At 69.6% G+C, this 16,443-nt stretch carries 11 protein-coding genes; 6 read left to right on the top strand and 5 right to left on the bottom strand.

Going from position 1 to position 16,443, the window contains the following annotated elements:
• Positions 1–114 precede the first annotated feature (114 nt).
• The 4 genes from MMG85_RS04415 (at position 115) to MMG85_RS04430 (ending at position 3,430) form a co-directional block, all read left to right on the top strand.
• On the top strand, positions 115–2,142 hold the full coding sequence (locus MMG85_RS04415) for a SpoIIE family protein phosphatase (protein WP_241044922.1): 2,028 nt from the start codon (positions 115–117) through the stop codon (positions 2,140–2,142).
• Entirely contained in the window at positions 2,114–2,551 is a 438-nt protein-coding gene (locus MMG85_RS04420) for an ATP-binding protein (RefSeq protein WP_241044923.1), read from the top strand. Before MMG85_RS04415 ends, MMG85_RS04420 begins: the two co-directional genes overlap by 29 nt.
• Positions 2,548–2,934 (top strand): STAS domain-containing protein, encoded by a 387-nt coding sequence (locus MMG85_RS04425; RefSeq protein ID WP_055937886.1) that lies wholly within the window; start codon positions 2,548–2,550, stop codon positions 2,932–2,934. The genes MMG85_RS04420 and MMG85_RS04425 overlap by 4 nt, the downstream gene beginning before the upstream one ends.
• 109 nt (positions 2,935–3,043) lie before the next feature.
• Positions 3,044–3,430 (top strand): STAS domain-containing protein, encoded by a 387-nt coding sequence (locus MMG85_RS04430; RefSeq protein ID WP_241045021.1) that lies wholly within the window; start codon positions 3,044–3,046, stop codon positions 3,428–3,430.
• 430 nt (positions 3,431–3,860) lie between these two features.
• Here the strand turns inward: MMG85_RS04430 and MMG85_RS04435 are convergent, their stop codons facing one another.
• From MMG85_RS04435 to MMG85_RS04450, 4 genes are all read right to left on the bottom strand, one after another.
• Positions 3,861–6,158, bottom strand: a complete 2,298-nt coding sequence (locus MMG85_RS04435; protein ID WP_241044924.1) for an NADP-dependent malic enzyme — start codon at positions 6,156–6,158, stop codon at positions 3,861–3,863.
• A 115-nt stretch (positions 6,159–6,273) separates the two neighbouring features.
• Entirely contained in the window at positions 6,274–7,572 is a 1,299-nt protein-coding gene (locus tag MMG85_RS04440) for a hypothetical protein (RefSeq protein WP_241044925.1), read from the bottom strand.
• Positions 7,573–7,585: 13 nt separating this feature from the next.
• The gene (locus tag MMG85_RS04445) at positions 7,586–10,663 is read right to left on the bottom strand and encodes a TonB-dependent receptor (RefSeq protein ID WP_241044926.1); all 3,078 of its coding nucleotides are present in this window, start codon (positions 10,661–10,663) and stop codon (positions 7,586–7,588) included.
• A gap of 38 nt (positions 10,664–10,701) precedes the next feature.
• Positions 10,702–12,057 carry a dicarboxylate/amino acid:cation symporter gene (locus MMG85_RS04450; protein WP_241044927.1) on the bottom strand — a complete coding sequence of 452 codons (1,356 nt, stop codon included), beginning with the start codon at positions 12,055–12,057 and terminating at the stop codon, positions 10,702–10,704.
• Positions 12,058–12,190: 133 nt separating this feature from the next.
• On the opposite strand from MMG85_RS04450, the gene MMG85_RS04455 reads away from it, so the two are divergent.
• Together MMG85_RS04455 and MMG85_RS04460 are read left to right on the top strand one after the other, a co-directional pair.
• The gene (locus MMG85_RS04455) at positions 12,191–14,836 is read left to right on the top strand and encodes a PAS-domain containing protein (protein WP_241044928.1); all 2,646 of its coding nucleotides are present in this window, start codon (positions 12,191–12,193) and stop codon (positions 14,834–14,836) included.
• Positions 14,837–14,857: 21 nt separating this feature from the next.
• Positions 14,858–15,772 carry an AEC family transporter gene (locus MMG85_RS04460; protein ID WP_241044929.1) on the top strand — a complete coding sequence of 305 codons (915 nt, stop codon included), beginning with the start codon at positions 14,858–14,860 and terminating at the stop codon, positions 15,770–15,772.
• 3 nt (positions 15,773–15,775) lie between these two features.
• Here the strand turns inward: MMG85_RS04460 and MMG85_RS04465 are convergent, their stop codons facing one another.
• Positions 15,776–16,420, bottom strand: a complete 645-nt coding sequence (locus MMG85_RS04465) for a response regulator transcription factor (RefSeq protein WP_055937908.1) — start codon at positions 16,418–16,420, stop codon at positions 15,776–15,778.
• Positions 16,421–16,443 lie beyond the last annotated feature (23 nt).

A 16,443-nucleotide genomic window follows, 5' to 3' on the forward strand; every position in this document is an offset into this window, starting at 1 on the left:
GTGCCTGTCCCGGGACAACCACCACACCAAAATCAGACCTTTGGGTTATTGCGATGCAGCACGTCGCGCGGGCGTATGATCGGCCTCCAGGGGAAGGCAGCGATCGGGATCGGCATGCGTGATGCAGTGCCCAACGATGTCGTGCCAGTGCAGGATGCCGGTGCCGCGCACTGGCGCAGCAGCCTGCGCACGCGCATCGCCCTGTGGGCCGGCCTGGTCAACGTGGTGCTGCTGGTGCTGCTGGTGCTGGCGCTGGCCTGGTTCGCACGCCGCATGATCCTGGAGGATGCGCGCCGCGACACCCACGCGACCGCGCAGGAAGCGGCGCAGCGGCTCGACGGCGCACTGCACGTGGTGACCATCACCACGCACGGCATCTCCGACCTGGTCGGCAGCGCGCAACTGTCACCCGACGAACTGGTCACCACGCTGCGCGCCATGGTCAAGGCCACGCCCGGCTGCGTGGGCGGACTGCTGATCCTGGAACCGCGCGAACGCGGCGACGCGCCGTTCGCCCGCTACGTGGCCCGCAACGGACGCGACCGCGATTTCGTCGCCGACGGCTATCCCTTCCGCGACCAGGGCTGGTACCAGCGCACCGTCGCCTCGCCCGGCGGCTGGTGGTCCGAGCCCTACCTCAACCGGACGGCGGGCGACGTATGGATGGTCACCTACAACATGCCGCTGCGTGAGCCCGGCCGCGGCGCCCGCACGCGCGGCATGGTCAGCCTGGACCTGCCGCTGGCCGGCCTGACCGACCTGGTCGACTCGCTGGCGCACCTGCCGGGCTGGCGGCTGTCGCTGGTGGCGCCGGGCGGCACGCTGGCACTGAATCCCGACGTGGGCGTGGAACGGCTGGAAACCCTGGACGGCCTGATCGCCCGCGCCGGGCGCAGCGACCTGCTCGCCGCCGCGCAGGCGGTGCGCCTGCGCCAGCACCTGCAGTACCTGCACGAGGACGCGGTGATCGGCGAGCGCCGCTTCACCGTGGTGGAGCCGATCGGCGACACCGCCTGGACCCTGCTGGTCGCGCAGTCCTACGACCTGATCATCGATCGCCTGGCGCAGGCGCTGTGGCTGCTGGTTGCGATCGGCACGCTGCTGGCGTTGATCTGCATGCTGGTGGTGAGCCGGCTGGCGCGCCACATCAGCCAGCCGGTGGAAGGCCTGTCGTCGGCCGCGGCGCGGCTGGCGCATGGCGACTACGGCGTGCCCGTGCCGCACCTCGCCCGGCGCGACGAGGTGGGCCAGATGGCGCGCACGCTGGAACAGGCGCGCGGCTCGATCCGGCAGCAGCTGCGCGAGATCGAGGACATGACCGCGGCCCGGCAGAAGCTGGAGAGCGAACTGTCGATCGCACGCGAGATCCAGCAGGCGATGCTGCCGCCCGGCCTGGTGATCGACCGCGAACACGCGCACCTGGAAGCCTATGCGCGGCTGGAACCGGCCAAGGCGGTCGGCGGCGACTTCTACTGCTTCATCCAGACCGATCCGGACTGCCTGTGGTTCGCCATCGGCGACGTCTCCGACAAGGGTGTGCCGGCGGCGCTGTTCATGGCGCGCACCGTCACCGTGCTGGAAGTGGCGGCCAGCACCCATCCCTCGCCCGAACGCGTGCTGGCCGAAGCCTCGCGCCGGCTGGTGCAGGGCAACGACGCCTGCATGTTCGCCACCGTGCTGTGCGGTCGCGTGGACGTGCGCAGCGGGGCCTGCGTGCTGGCCAGCGCCGGCCACGACGCGCCACTGCTGCTGCATGCCGACGGCCGCCACGAACTGCTGCCGGTGCCGCCCGGTCCGCCGCTGGGCTTCGAGGTGGAGGACGCCTTCCCGCTGTGGTCGGGGCTGCTGCCGGCGGGCGCCACCCTGCTGGCCTGGACCGACGGCATCACCGAGGCCTTCGATGTCGACAACCTCGCCTTCGGCGCGGAACGCATTCCCGAGGCATTGCAGCCCGGCGTCACCGCCGGCGAACAGTGCGAGGCACTGATCGCGCGGGTTCATGCGTTTACCGATCCCGCCCCGCAATCGGACGACATCACCGCCCTGGCCATCCGTCGCCGGCTGGACAGCGGCCCCGCTTCCCCCGAAGCTCCGCCAACCCAGGAGAATGCAGATGCAGATGCGACTGTTCATCCCGCGTGAGCACGCGCGCGTGGACGACCTCAATGCCTCGCTGGAGGCCGTGCTGGCCAACAACGGGGTCAGCCGCGCGATCCAGGGCGACGTGCGGCTGATCGTCGAGGAACTGGCCAGCAACGCCATCGAGCACGGCGTGCCGCAGGGCCTGGACGAAGAGGAACGCGAGCTGCGCGTGGACATCGCCATCCGCGGGCAGGTGCTGACCCTCGAGTTCCGCGAGAGCGGCGCCCCCTTCAATCCGTTGGAACAGCCCGCACCCGACCTGGAGGCCGACATCCTGGACCGCCCGATCGGCGGCCTGGGCCTGCACATGATCCGGCAGGTGGCCGAAATGGCCACGTATCAGCGAATAGGTAACTACAACATCCTGCGTCTGTCCCTGCGTATCCCCACCGAGGAGACCTCCGCATGAGCCTGGACATCACCTTCCATCCCCCGGGCACGGGCAGCCAGCGCGTGTCGGTGCGCGGACGGCTCGACACGCACACTTACGAGGACCTGGACGAAGCCCTGGCGCCGTTGCTGAATCGCCAGATGCACTCGCTGGTGCTCGACCTGTCGGGGCTGGACTACATCAGCAGCGCCGGCATCCGCTCGATCTTCAAGGCGCGCAAGGCACTGGCCCCGCACAGCGGCAAGGTGCTGCTGGTCAATCCGCAGCCGCAGATCCAGAAGGTGCTGGACATGGTCAAGGCGGTGCCGCTGAACGAGATCTTCTCGTCCACGGCCGAAGCCGATGCCTATCTCGACCTGATGCAGCGCCGGGTACTGGATGCCGCCGAGGACGACGACTGACCCGTCCGCGCCACGCTCACCGCACTTCGCCTCACATTTGATTTACGATCCAGCGTCATGCCATGCCGCGCCGGACACCACCTCCGGCAGACCCGCGACGACGAGATGCCTGATGACGCTGGAGATTGAGGTCTACCCGCCGGTCAACGGCAACCAGTACGTGCTGCTCGGCGGCCGGCTGGACACGCAGAGCCATGCCCAGCTCGACGACGCGCTGGCGCCGATGCTCGCCGCCCGCCCGCAGGCACTGGTGCTCGACCTGGCGCACCTGGACTACATCAGCAGCGCCGGCGTGCGCAGCATCCTGAAGGCGCGCAAGGCACTGGCCCCGCACGAAGGCCGCCTGCTGGTGGTGCATCCGCAGGAACAGATCCGCAAGGTCATCGAGATCGTGCAGGCCGTGCCGATGGACGAGATCTTCGAGTCCAGCGCCGACGCCGACGCCTACCTGGACGCGCTGCAAAGGCGGATCCTGGATGGCGAGGAAGAAGCCTGACGGCGTCTGTAGGAGCGACGTCAGTCGCGACCGCACGAATCAAACGTCCATGGTGTTTCAGTGCATCCGGTCGCGACTCACGTCGCTCCTACAACGGTCACAGCGGCACTCAACAGAACACTCCGCATGCAGGGCGTTTTCTTTCACCGGCACAACCCCTCACTCCAGTCCATTGCGCCCGGCTTCGCGGCGAGATCTTCAAATCCAGCGCCGACGCCAACCTGGATGCGCTCGCGCAGCGGATCCTGGATGGCGAGGGAGAAAGCCTGACGGCTTCTGTAGGAGCGACGTCAGTCGCGACCGCATGAATCAAAGGTCCATGGTGTTCCGGGGCATCCGGTCGCGACTCACGTCGCTCCTACAACGGCCACAGCGGCGCCCAACAAAAACGCCCCGCATGCTGGGCGTTTTCTTTCGCCGGGACAAGCGCTCAACCCGGCCCGTTGCGCTCGGCTTCGCGCTGCAGGCGGATCTGCGCATCGACGGCGGCGATGGCGGTCATGTTGATCACCCGGCGCGGGGTGGCGCTGGTGGTCAGGATGTGCACCGGCTTGGAGATGCCCATCAGGATGGGGCCGATGGCCACGCCGTCGGTGACCACGCGCACCATGTTGTAGGCGATGTTGGCCGCGTCCAGGTTGGGCAGCACGAACAGGTTGGCGCGGCCGCTCAGCGTGCTGCCCGGCATGATGCGGTTGCGCAGGATCTCGTCCCACGCGGTGTCGCCCTGCATCTCGCCGTCGACGTTGAGGTCGGGCTTGCGCTTCAACAGCAGCTCGCGGACCTTGCGCATCTTCAGCGAGCCCGGTGTCTCGTGGCTGCCGAAGTTGGAGTGCGACAGCAGCGCGATGCGCGGCTCGATGCCGAACAGCTTCAGCCGGTACGCCGCCTGCAGCGTGGCCTCGGCGATCTGCTCGGCGGTCGGGTCGTCCTGCACGTGCGTGTCCAGGAAAAAGTACGCGCCCTGGTTGTTGATCACGCCGGTCATCGCCGAGGTCGACTGCACGCCCGGGTCCAGCGGGATGACGCTGCGCACGTAGCCCAGTTTCTTGTGGAAGCGGCCGACCAGGCCGGTGATCATCGCGTCGGCTTCGCCGCGCGCCACCATCACCGCGGCGATCAGCGTGGGCCGCGAACGCATCAGGTTCTTCGCCGCTGCCGGCGTCACGCCGCGGCGCGAGGTCAGCGCGTGGTAGTGCTGCCAGTAGTCGTTGAAGCGCGGATCGTCGTCCTGGTTGGTGATCTCGAAGTCGATGCCGGCGCGCATGCGCAGGCTCAGGCGCTGCAGGCGCGCCTCGATCACATCCGGACGGCCGATCAGGATGGGGAACGCCAGGCCTTCGTCGATCACCGTCTGCACGGCGCGCAGCACGGTCTCTTCCTCGCCCTCGGCGTAGACCACGCGCTTCTTGTCGGCGCGGGCGCGGTCGTAGACCGGCTTCATCATCAGGCTGGTGCGGTAGACGAACTGGCCCAGCTTCTCGCGGTACGACCACATGTCGGCGATCGGACGCAGCGCGACACCACTGTCCATCGCCGCCTGCGCCACCGCCGCCGCCACTTCCACCAGCAGGCGCGGATCGAACGGACGCGGAATCAGGTACTCGGGACCGAAGCACGGCACGTCGTCACCGTAGGCGCTGCCCAGGTCGGAGGCCTCGCGCCGCGCCAGCTTGGCGATGGCGTGCACGCAGGCGACCTTCATGTCCTCGTTGATGACCGTGGCGCCGACATCGAGCGCGCCGCGGAAGATGTACGGGAAGCAGAGCGCGTTGTTGACCTGGTTCGGATAGTCGCTGCGGCCGGTGCCGATGATGACGTCCGGACGCACGGCCTTGGCATCGGCCGGCGAGATCTCGGGATTGGGATTGGCCAGCGCGAAGATGACGGGTTTGTCCGCCATCGTGGCCACCATCTCCGGCTTGAGGATGCCGCCGGCCGACAGGCCCAGGAAGATGTCCGCGCCCTCCACGATCTCGGCCAGCGTGCGCTTGTCGGTCGGGCGAGCATAGCGCGCCTTGTCCGGGTCCAGGTTCGGGCGACCGCTGTAGATCACGCCGTCGCGGTCGAAGGCCAGGATGTTCTCCGGCTTCAGGCCCAGCGCCACCAGCATGTCGAGGCAGGCGATGCCGGCAGCACCGGCGCCGCTGGTGGCCAGCTTGACGTCGCCGATCTTCTTGCCGATCACTTCCAGCGCGTTGACCACCGCCGCGCCGACGATGATCGCCGTGCCGTGCTGGTCGTCATGAAACACCGGGATCTTCATCCGCTCGCGCAGCTTGCGCTCGACGATGAAGCACTCCGGCGCCTTGATGTCTTCCAGGTTGATGCCGCCGAAGGTCGGCTCCAGCGAGGCGATGATGTCGACCAGCTTGTCCGGGTCGGTCTCGTCGATCTCGATGTCGAACACGTCGATGCCGGCGAACTTCTGGAACAGCACGCCCTTGCCTTCCATCACCGGCTTGCCGGCGAGCGCACCGATGTTGCCCAGGCCCAGCACGGCGGTGCCGTTGGTGACCACGGCCACCAGGTTGCCGCGCGCGGTGAGTTCGCTGGCGGCCTTCGGGTCCTCGACGATCGCCTCGCAGGCGTAGGCCACGCCCGGCGAGTAGGCCAGCGCCAGGTCGCGCTGGGTCAGCATCGGCTTGGTCGGCGCGACCTTGATCTTGCCGGGCGGAGACACGCGGTGGTATTCGAGCGCGGCCTGCTTGAAATCGTCGTTCGTCATTGCGGAAACGGTGCCTGTGATGAAGGCGGGGGAGTGGCGATTCTACCCCTTCCCCGCCGAAGCCGGACCCGGCCGGTTGCGGCGCTGCATCACGCCACGCGTGCGCGGCGCGCGCTCACGGGGCGAGGAAGCGGCAGTCCTCGCGCGTGCGCGACAGCGTGCCGCAGGCGGCGCCGAACGCCTGCGCGGACGGGCGCGTGCCGGTATCCAGCCACTGTTCGAGCACCTGCAGTGCGCTGGCGTATGTCGCATCGCGCAGCCGGCTGTGGTCGCGCTCGTCGGTCAGCGCCTGCAACAGCAGATGGCCACGGCCGGCCACCTCCACCGTGGCCTTGTAGGCCGCTTCCGCCTCGTACGACACGGTCGGATCGTGGCGTGCATGCACGGTGACCGTGGGCAGCACGATCAGGCCGGACAGGTCGGCGTCGTAAGCCAGCGCCGCGACGGCGGCGGGATCGGCGCTGAAACGCTCGACGCCGGCGTTGAGCGCGGTGTCGTCGTGCGAGCCGCGATAGACGGTCTTCGCGTTGTCGAACGGATTGCGGCCGCCGAGCCGCTTCTGCACCACGTCCTGGAAGTGGAACGTGCCCCACGCGAGGTGTGCGACCAGCTGCTTTTCGGCCACGCCGGTGACCGCGAGGAGGTCGCGCAGCGTCGCCGCCTGCGCCGGCGTGCGCTTCGCGGCCGGCTGGTCGACGCCGGTGCACGCGTCCACACGCCTGCGCAGCTCGTCGCGCGTCATCTTCGTGCCGGCCGGCAGCCCCTGCCAGACCGGGTACTGCGCTTCATCGGCCGCCGGGTGGTTGCGGCAGTAATACTGGTAGACCGCACGCAGGTCGGCGCGGAAACCGTAACCGCGCGTGCCGCCGAACAGCAGGCCGTTGGTGGTCAGCACGCCGTCGTAGTTCGGGCGCCCGTCGAGGTCGAGCGCATGCAGCTCGGCCAGCTTCGCCACCACGTTGCCGCCCCACGACTGGCCATGCAGCAGCGTGCGCTGCGGGCGACCCCAGCGCGCCCAGAACGCGCGGCGGCTCGTCTCCACATCGGCCGCCGCCATCCGCACGCCATAGCCGCCGCGACGGTAGGTGCTGCCGATCCACGCATAGCCGCTGCGCACCATCACCGCGAAACGGTCCAGGTCTTCTGCCGAATCGCCGGCCTCGGGTTCGCCGAGCCGCGGCCCGCCGTGCGCGTGCACGATGAGCCGGCGGTTCCACGTCTTCGGCATCGCCACCAGCAGCCAGGCGCCGTTGCCGTCCTGCGCCTCGTGGCACTCGACCTGCGCGCCGACCGAGGCCGGACAGGCGACCGGCGCGAACGTCGCTTCCGCCTCGGCCGCCGCCACGCCGCCCGGCAATGCAGCGGCGACCAGCACGGCGAACGCGGCGATGAGGCAGTGGCGGCTCAGGCGCATTGCAACGGTGTCCTCAGAACGAGCGGCTGATGTTGACGTACCAGTAGCGGCCCCACGGATTGTGCAGCGAACCGCGGTAGCCGCCATCGGCCAGCGACGGACCCTCGTCGGTCAGGTCGCGCACGCCCAGGCGCACGGCGGTGCCGTCGGCGAAGCGGTACTGGCCGTACAGGTTGTGGGTCAGGCGCTGCTCGACCACCCACGGATCGCCCGAGATGCCCAGCAGCTGCGGCTGCTCGAACGAGCTCATGTACTGCGCCGAGTAGCCGACGCGCCAGGCGGACGTGTTCCAGGTCAGCGAGCCGCTGGCACGCCATTCCGGGCGGCCGTTCTGGCCGATCAGCTGGGTGGAGTCCGGCAGCGGAGTCAGCGGATCGATGGTGCCGGCGGCGCGCGCCGCGTACAGCGCGTTGACGATATCGCCCGGATCGCGGGTGAACTCCAGCAGGCGCGTGGCATTGAGGTTGACCGAGAACGAGCCGAAGCGCGTGCGCCGCAGCGACCAGTCCACGCCGAAGTCCAGGCCGCCGGCGGTCTGCGGCTGCAGGTTGATGAAGCGGTCGTTGATGGCGGTCACGCGACCCACCGGATCGATGCCGGTGCCGGCGAAGGCGTCGATGTCTTCCTGCGTGGGCGCCTCGCGCACGACCAGCGGATTGCTGCCGCCGCCCACGCGCGCCAGGTAGTCCACCGTCAGCGCGGTCTGCGCCCCCAGCAGACCGACGATCTGTTCCTGCTTGATCTTCCAGCGGTCGACAGTGAAGGTGAAGTTGCCGAAGCGCTCGGGGATGAAGGTCGGCTGGAACACCACGCCGAACGAGGTGTTGGTGCTCTCTTCCGGCTCCAGGTCCGGATTGCCGGCCACCAGCAGCGACGCGCCCGAGGTGCTCTGGCCGCACTCGCTGAACGAGGCGATGCGGCCGGCACGCAGGTCGGCTTCGCAGCGGATGTGGTCCACGCCGCTGGCCAGGCGCGCGTACTGGGTGGCGTTGGTCTGCTCCAGGTTGGGCGCGCGGAAGCCTTCGGAATAGGAACCGCGCAGGCGCACGCCGTCCACCAGGTCCCACGCCAGCGCCACCTTGGGCTTGGCGACCGAACCGAAGTCGGAATAGTGCTCGTAGCGTCCGGCCAGCTGCATGTCCAGGCGATGCACCAGCGGAATGCCCATCTCCTCGGACACCAGCGGCACCGCGAATTCGACATACGCCGAGCCGACGTTGCGCGAGCCGCGCGTGTCCGGGTTCGGGCTGACCGCCGCGACGTTGCTGAGGTTGGTCTCGCCGGTGACCAGGTCGGTGAAGGTGTTGGTACCGTCGAGGTTGGCGTCGCGGTCGTCGCGCTGGGTCTCGCGGCGCGCTTCCGCACCGAACGCCATGCCCACGCTGCCGGCCGGCAGCGAGAACAGGTCGCCGCGGCTCATCTTGAAGTCCGCCATGGTCAGCGTGGTCCGCGATTCGCGTACCAGGTCGAACACAATGCCGTCGATCGCCGCCTGCGAGCTCGGCGAGCAGTCGCCATAGGTCGGCGTGGACACGCAGCCGCCACTGAACGGGTTGTACGCATCCGGCGTGGCGAGCGCCAGCTGCTGCTGCAACAACGTCATGTTGATGTTGGGCGAACGGTCCTCGGCTTCGGCTTCGGAATACAGCAGCGCGGTCTCCCAGTTCCAGCCGTTCCAGTCGCCGCGCAGGCCGGCGAGGAAGCGCGCCTGGTAGTTCTCCACGCGCACGCGCTGGAAGCCGGTGTCGACGTAGCGGTAGTTGCTCATCTGCACCGGCAGGCCGGCGGCGGGGACGTTGGTCAGGCCGGGCAGGCGGTTCGGGTTGGGCGTGCCATCGGGCAGCGTGGCGGCGCCGAACGGGTTCCAGTAGTTGGTCGCGGGAATCCACAGGCTGTTGAGGTTGACCACCGGTGGCTGCGTGGCCTCGCTGACCGCGTGGTAGAAGCCGATCTCGCCGAAGGCCTCGACGTTGTCGGCCACGTCGTAATGGCCGGTCAGGAACAGGTTGATGCGCTCCACCGACGGCCGCACGCTGGTGCCATGGCGCGTGTCGTAGCGCATCTCGCGGTTGGTGGTGTTGAAGTTGTGGTTGCCGCTGGACAGACACAGGTCGTTGCCCAGGCTGACCCCGCAGCCGAAGCTCGACGGCTGGATGCGGAAGGCACCGGAACTGTTGGTCACCGCAGTGCCGTTGGAGCGGATCACCGCGCGCGGCCCCACGTTCAGGCGCGCCCACGGCGTATGCGACGAGCGGCCATCCAGCGCGGACAGGCCGGCGAAATCCGGATAGTCGGCGAACAGCGCACGCAGGTCGTCGGTCGCGGTGAAGTCCTGGTCTTCCGCCATCAGTTCGGAGCGGTCGGTGTAGTTGACGAAGGCCGACACGTTGCCGCGGTCGAAGTTGCGGCCGGCGAACAGGTTGACCTCGAACTCGTTCATGCCCGTGCCTTCGGCACCGCCGTAGCGCGTGCTGGCGCTGACGCCGTCGAAGTCGGTCTGCAGCACGGTGTTCACCACGCCGGCCACCGCGTCGGCGCCGTAGATGGCGGCCGCGCCATCCAGCAGGATCTCCATGCGGTCCAGGCCCGACACCGGCAGCGCGTTCGAGTTGAAGCTCTGCACCGGCACCGTGCCAGTGTCGGACGTGCCCTGGCTGGTCGGGTGCTGCACCAGCCGGCGGCCGTTGAGCAGCACCAGCGTGTTGCCGACGCCGAGCGAGCGCAGGTTGACCGAATTGACGTCGCCGCGCGCGGCGTTGCTGGTCTGCGGATTGTTGGACGCATCGAACAGCACGTCGCCCATCTGCGGGATGGTGCGCATCAGCTCGTCGCCGGAGATCGCGCCGGCGGCGTCGATCTGTTCGGCCCCCACCACCAGCACCGGCAGCGCGTCGGTGGTGGACGCGCCCTGGATGTGCGAGCCGACCACGACCACCGCGTCGAGGTTGGTCGCCTCCTCGGTGATCGCCGATGGCGGTACGGGTTCGGCCGGCGGCGCGGTGTCCTGCGCCGCGGCGGCGTGGATCACCGCCAGCAAGGCGAGCGTCAGGCTGCTGCGCAACGGGGCGCGGCGTGGGTTCAAGGTATGCATCGTTCAGTCCCTCCTCTGAAGACGTGGTGTGGCCGGCGTCAGTCGGCCGTGAGTCGTGTCGGGTCGCCCGGGCCCGCGGCCGGATCCGGCGCGGCGGCAATCGGGGCGGATGGTCCGCCCAGTGCGCGCGCCAAAGCATCGCGGTCCAGCGCGTTCTCCCAGCGCGCAACCACCAGCGTGGCCACCGCATTGCCGGTGAAATTGGTCAGCGAGCGGCACTCGCTCATGAAGCGGTCGATGCCCAGGATCAGCGCCATGCCGGCGACCGGCACTTCCGGCACCACCGCCAGCGTCGCCGCCAGCGTGATGAAGCCGGCGCCGGTGACGCCGGCGGCGCCCTTCGAGCTCAGCATCGCCACCAGCAGCAGCATGATCTGGTGGCCCAGGCTCAGTTCGGTATTGGTGGCCTGCGCGATGAACAGCGCGGCCAGCGTCATGTAGATGTTGGTGCCGTCGAGGTTGAACGAATAGCCGGTCGGCACGACCAGCCCGACGACGGACTTCGACGCGCCGGCGCGCTCCATCTTCTCCATCAGCGACGGCAGCGCGGATTCGGACGACGACGTACCCAGAACCAGCAGCAGTTCCGCCTTGAGGTAACGGATCAGGCGGAAGATCGAGAACCCGCACCACCACGACACCAGGCCGAGGATGACGATCACGAACAGCAGCGAGGTGAGGTAGAACGAACCGACCAGCCAGGCCAGGTTGACCAGCATGCCCACGCCGTACTTGCCGATGGTGAAGGCGATGGCGCCGAATGCGCCGATCGGCGCGGCGCGCATCAGGATGTGCACCAGCCGGAACACCGGCGTGGTCAGCGCCTCCAGCAGGGTCAGCACCGGCCGGCCCTTCTCGCCCACCAGCGCCAGCGACAGGCCGAACAGCACCGCCACGAACAGCACCTGCAGGATGTTGTCGCCCACCAGCGGGCTGACCAGCGTCTTCGGGATGATGTCCATCAGGAAGCCGACCAGCGACAGTTCGTGCGACTTCTGCACGTAGTCCTGCACCGCGGACTGGTCCAGGTCGGCCGGGTTGATGTTCATGCCGGCGCCGGGCTGCACCACGTGCGCCACCACCATGCCGATCACCAGCGCCAGCGTGGAGAAGAACAGGAAGTAGGCCATCGCCTTGGCGAACACGCGGCCCACCGTGCGCAGGTGGGTCATGCCGGCGATGCCGGTGACGATGGTCAGGAAGATCACCGGCGCGATGATCATCTTCACCAGCTTGATGAAGGCATCGCCCAGCGGCTTCATCGATTCGGCGAATGCGGGCTCGAAGTGCCCCAGCAGCGCGCCCAGCACGATCGCCACGATCACCTGGAAGTACAGCTGCTTGTACAGCGGCTGGCGCGGCGGCGGCACGAAGGGGGTATCGGCCAGATGCATGGCAGGACTCCGGGGCGGATGGCGTCGCCCACGGAACCGGGGCCGACATGTTGTAACCCCGCATCGCCGCGGCACCGATAACCTATTGGTACTAGCCGGCGCGGATGCAGCGGCAGGCCCGTAGACTTGCCCCATGCCGCGCGTCCGCCGCCACCGCCTGATCCTGCTCGTCGCACTGGCGATCCTCGGCGGTGCCGGCGTGGTCATGGCGCTGGCCTACCACTGGGCGGGCGCCCGCGCGCAGCGCGCCGAGACCGCGCAACTGGAACGCCAGCTCGACCTGCACGCGCAGGCACTGCAGCAGCGCATCGATCGCTACCGCACGCTGCCGCAGGTGCTGGCGCAGGACCCCGACCTGCGCGCGGCGCTGACCTCGCCGGTGGACGACGTGCGCCGCAACGCGCTCAACCAGCGCCTGGAAGACGCCAACAGCGTCACCCGCTCTTCCACGCTGACGCTGATCGACCGCCGCGGCATCGCGCTGGCGGCCAGCAACTGGCGCGAGCCCACCAGCAACGTCGGCGAGGACTACAGCTTCCGGCCGTACGTGAAGCAGGCGCTGCGCGACGGGCGTGGCCAGTTCTACGGCATCGGCCTGACCACCGGCGAGCCAGGCTACTTCCTTTCGCAGGCGATCACCGGCGACGACGGTGCGGTCGCCGGCCTGGTCGTCATCAAGATCGAGCTCGACGCGCTGGAACAGGAATGGCTGCAGACCCCGGACATCGTGCTGGTCAGCGACGCGCACGGGGTGATCTTCCTGGCCAGCCAGGATGCCTGGCGCTATCGCACGCTGCGGCCGCTGAGCGACGCCGACCGCCGCGAGCTCACCGCCACGCGCCAGTACGCGCGGCAGACCCTGCGTCCGCTGCAGGTGCAGGACCTGTCGGCGCCGGGCGAGGGCGCGCGGCGCGTGCAGCTGCGCGATCCGCTGCTGCCCGGCGCGGTGCTGTGGCAGTCGATCGCGCTGCCGGAAGAAGGCTGGCAGCTGCACCTGCTGCACGACGCCTCGGCGATCACCGCCGCCGGACGCAGCGCCGCGCTGGCGGCCGGCGGCGGCTGGCTGGCGCTGGCGTTCCTCGCACTCTTCATGCAGCAGCGCCGGCGCATCGCCCTGCTGCAGCGGCGCAGCCGCGAGGAACTGGAAGCGGTGCTGCAGCAGCACGCGCAGGAACTGCGCACCGCGCAGGACGGCATCGTCGAAGCCGCGCGCTCGGCCGACGCCGGTCTCAGCCGCAGCCTGGAGCACCTGCCGCAGGGCGTGGTCATCATCGACGCCGACCTGCGGCTGGTGGCGTGGAACTCGCGCTACATGGAACTGTTCCGCTTCCCGCCCGACCTGATCCACGTCGGCCGGCCGATCGAGGACGTGTTCCGCCACAACGCGCGGCGCGGCCTGCTCGGCCCCGGTCCGGTGGAAGACGCGATCCAGCGCCGCCTCGACCACCTGCGCAGCGGCAAGCCGCACATGCGCGAGAGCGAGAAGGACGATGGCGTGGTGCTGGAGATCCGCGGCAACCCGCTGCCGGATGGTGGCTTCGTCACCAGCTACGCCGACATCACCAGCTACAAGAACGCCGCGCGCGAACTGCGCTCGCTGGCCGATGCGCTGGAGCACCGGGTCGAGGAGCGCACGCGCGCCTTGGCCGACGCCACCCGCGCCGCCGAGAACGCCAACCGCTACAAGACCCGCTTCGTCGCCTCGGCGGTGCACGACCTGCTGCAACCGCTGAACGCCGCGCGCATGTTCGTCTCGGCGCTGCGCGGGCGGCTGCACGACGACGAGGCGCGGCGCATCGCCGACCATGTCGACAACGCCCTCGCCGCGCAGGACGCCATCCTCAACAGCCTGCTCGACATCGCCCGGCTGGAGTCCGGCGCGCTGCCGACCCGAGTGCGCGATTTCGCGCTGGCGCCGCTGCTGGAAACGCTGGCGCGCGAGTTCGGCATGGTCGCCGGCGAGCGCGGACTGGTGCTGGACGGCGTGCCCACCCGCGCCATCGTCCGCAGCGACGAAGCGCTGCTGCGCCGCATCCTGCAGAACTTCCTCTCCAATGCGATCCGCTACACGCCGCGCGGGCGGGTGCTGCTGGGCGTGCGCCGCAGCGCCGACCGCGTGCGCATCGAGGTGCACGACCAGGGACCGGGCATTCCCGAGAGCCTGCAGGCGGAGATCTTCGAGGAGTTCCGCCGCCTCAACGACGGCGTGGCCAACGACCGCGGCGCGGGCCTGGGCCTGGCCATCGTGGAACGGATCGGCCGCCTGCTGGGGCACCGCATCGGCCTGCGCTCGCAGCTGGGGCGCGGCAGCGTGTTCTGGGTGGAACTGCCGCGCGGCGTCGCCGGCGCCGTCATCGCCGATGCCACGCCGATGCCGGCCGAGGTCGACGACGGCTCGCCACTGCGCGGCCGCCACGTGTGGTGCGTGGACGACGACCCGCGCGTCTGCGACGCCACCCGCGCGCTGCTCGAACGCTGGGATTGCGAGGTGGACCTGGCCGCCGGTCCGGACGCCGCGATAGCCGCGGCGACCCCGGGCGCCTCGCCCGACCTGCTGCTGCTCGACGTGCGCCTGGGCGACACCGACGGACCGACGCTATATGCGAGCCTGTGCGAACGCTGGGGCACGGCGCCGCCGGTGATCCTGGTCACCGCCGAGCGCGACGAGGCCCTGCGCGCGCTGGCGCTGGAGCGCGGCTGGGGCTTCCTGGCCAAACCGGTGAAACCCGCGGCGCTGCGCGCACTGATGACCCAGCTGCACGTGCGCCGGGCGCGCTGAGGAGCCGAGGATGCGGTTGCGATGCTGAGCTACGTCATTCCCGTCCTCGCCATCATGCTGCTCGGCGCCGTGCTGCGGCGGATGCGGCGCGTGCCCGAGAGCCTGTTCCCGGCGATGGAGTGGTTTTCCTTCTATGTGGCCTTCCCCGCGCTGCTGTTCGTCGGCGCGGCGCGACTGAAACTCTCCGCCAGCGACGCGCTCGACCTGTCGCTGGCCGCGCTGTTGCCCACGCTGCTGCTGACGGCGGTGATGCTGCTGGCGCTGCGGTTCGCGCCGCGCCTGTCCGGCCCGAGCCGCTCCTCCGTGGTGCAGGGCGCGGTGCGACCGAGCAGTTACTTCGGGCTGGCGGTGGCGGCGTTGCTGTTCCCGCCGGAGACCACCGCCATGGTGATGCTGGCGCTGGCGATCTGCCTGCCGGTGGTCAACGTCATCGCGGTGGTCGCGCTGGCGGTCTGGGGCAACGGCGACGCCAGTGCGCGTGGCATCGCCCGGGCGCTGGCACGCAATCCCATCATCCTGGCGACGCTGGCCGGCCTGCTGTTCAACCTCAGCGGCCTGCCGCTGCCGGTGCCGCTGGCGGCCGCGCTCGACATCCTCGCCGATGCAGCACTGGCACTGGGCCTGCTATGCGTGGGCGGTGGCCTGCAGTTCCGTCGCGACCACCTGCGTCCGCTGCTGCTGGGCGCGACCTCCGCATTGAAGCTGCTGGCGCTGCCGTTGCTGGCGGTGCTGGTCTGCCGTTGGCTGGACGCCAGCGCGCCGGTCACCGTTGCGGCCTGCTTCTACGCGGCCCTGCCTACCGCCTCCAACGCCTACATCATGGCGCGGCAGATGGGCGGCGACGCCCCGCTGATGGCCTCACTGGTGACCTGGCAGACGCTGCTGGCCGCGGCGACCGTGCCGCTGGTGATGCAGCTGCCGGCCTGGCTGGCCTGAGCCTCACTCGACCGGCGGACCTTCCGGTTCCAGCGACTTCACCAGCACCGCCGCCTGCGTGCGGCTGTGGCATTCCAGCTTCTTCAGGATCGCGGTGACGTGCACCTTCACCGTGTTCTCGGCCAGGCCCAATTCGTGCGCGATCTGCTTGTTGAGCAAGCCGTCGGCCAGGCACAGCAGCACGCGAAACTGCTGCGGCGTCAGCTGCGCCAGGCGCGCGGCGAGCGCGGCATCCTGCTCCGAGCGTTCGACGGTCAGCGGCGGAAACCACGCGCCACCGTCGAGCACCGCCGCCACCGCCTCGCCGATGGTCTCGGCCGGCGAGGACTTGGGAATGAAGCCCGCCGCGCCGAACTGCTGCGCACGCCGGATCACCCGCGGGTGTTCGTTCGACGAGATGACCACCACCGGCACCTCGGGATGCTCGCCGCGCACATGCAGCAACGCGGAGAACCCGTGCGCGCCCGGCATGGTCAGGTCCAGCAGCACCAGGTCGGTGTCGGGCCGCGCCTCCAGCGCCTGCCCCAGGCTGGCGGCACTGGCGGCCTCGGTCACGGTCGCGCCGGGCAACGCCTCGCGCAGCGCATGGATCACCGCGGTGCGGAACAGCGGATGGTCGTCGGCAACGAGGATGGCGGGCGCGCTCATGCCGCCAGTGTGCCATCGGCGCG

The organism is Pseudoxanthomonas sp. LH2527, assembly GCF_022539275.1.
Classification (GTDB): domain Bacteria; phylum Pseudomonadota; class Gammaproteobacteria; order Xanthomonadales; family Xanthomonadaceae; genus Pseudoxanthomonas_A.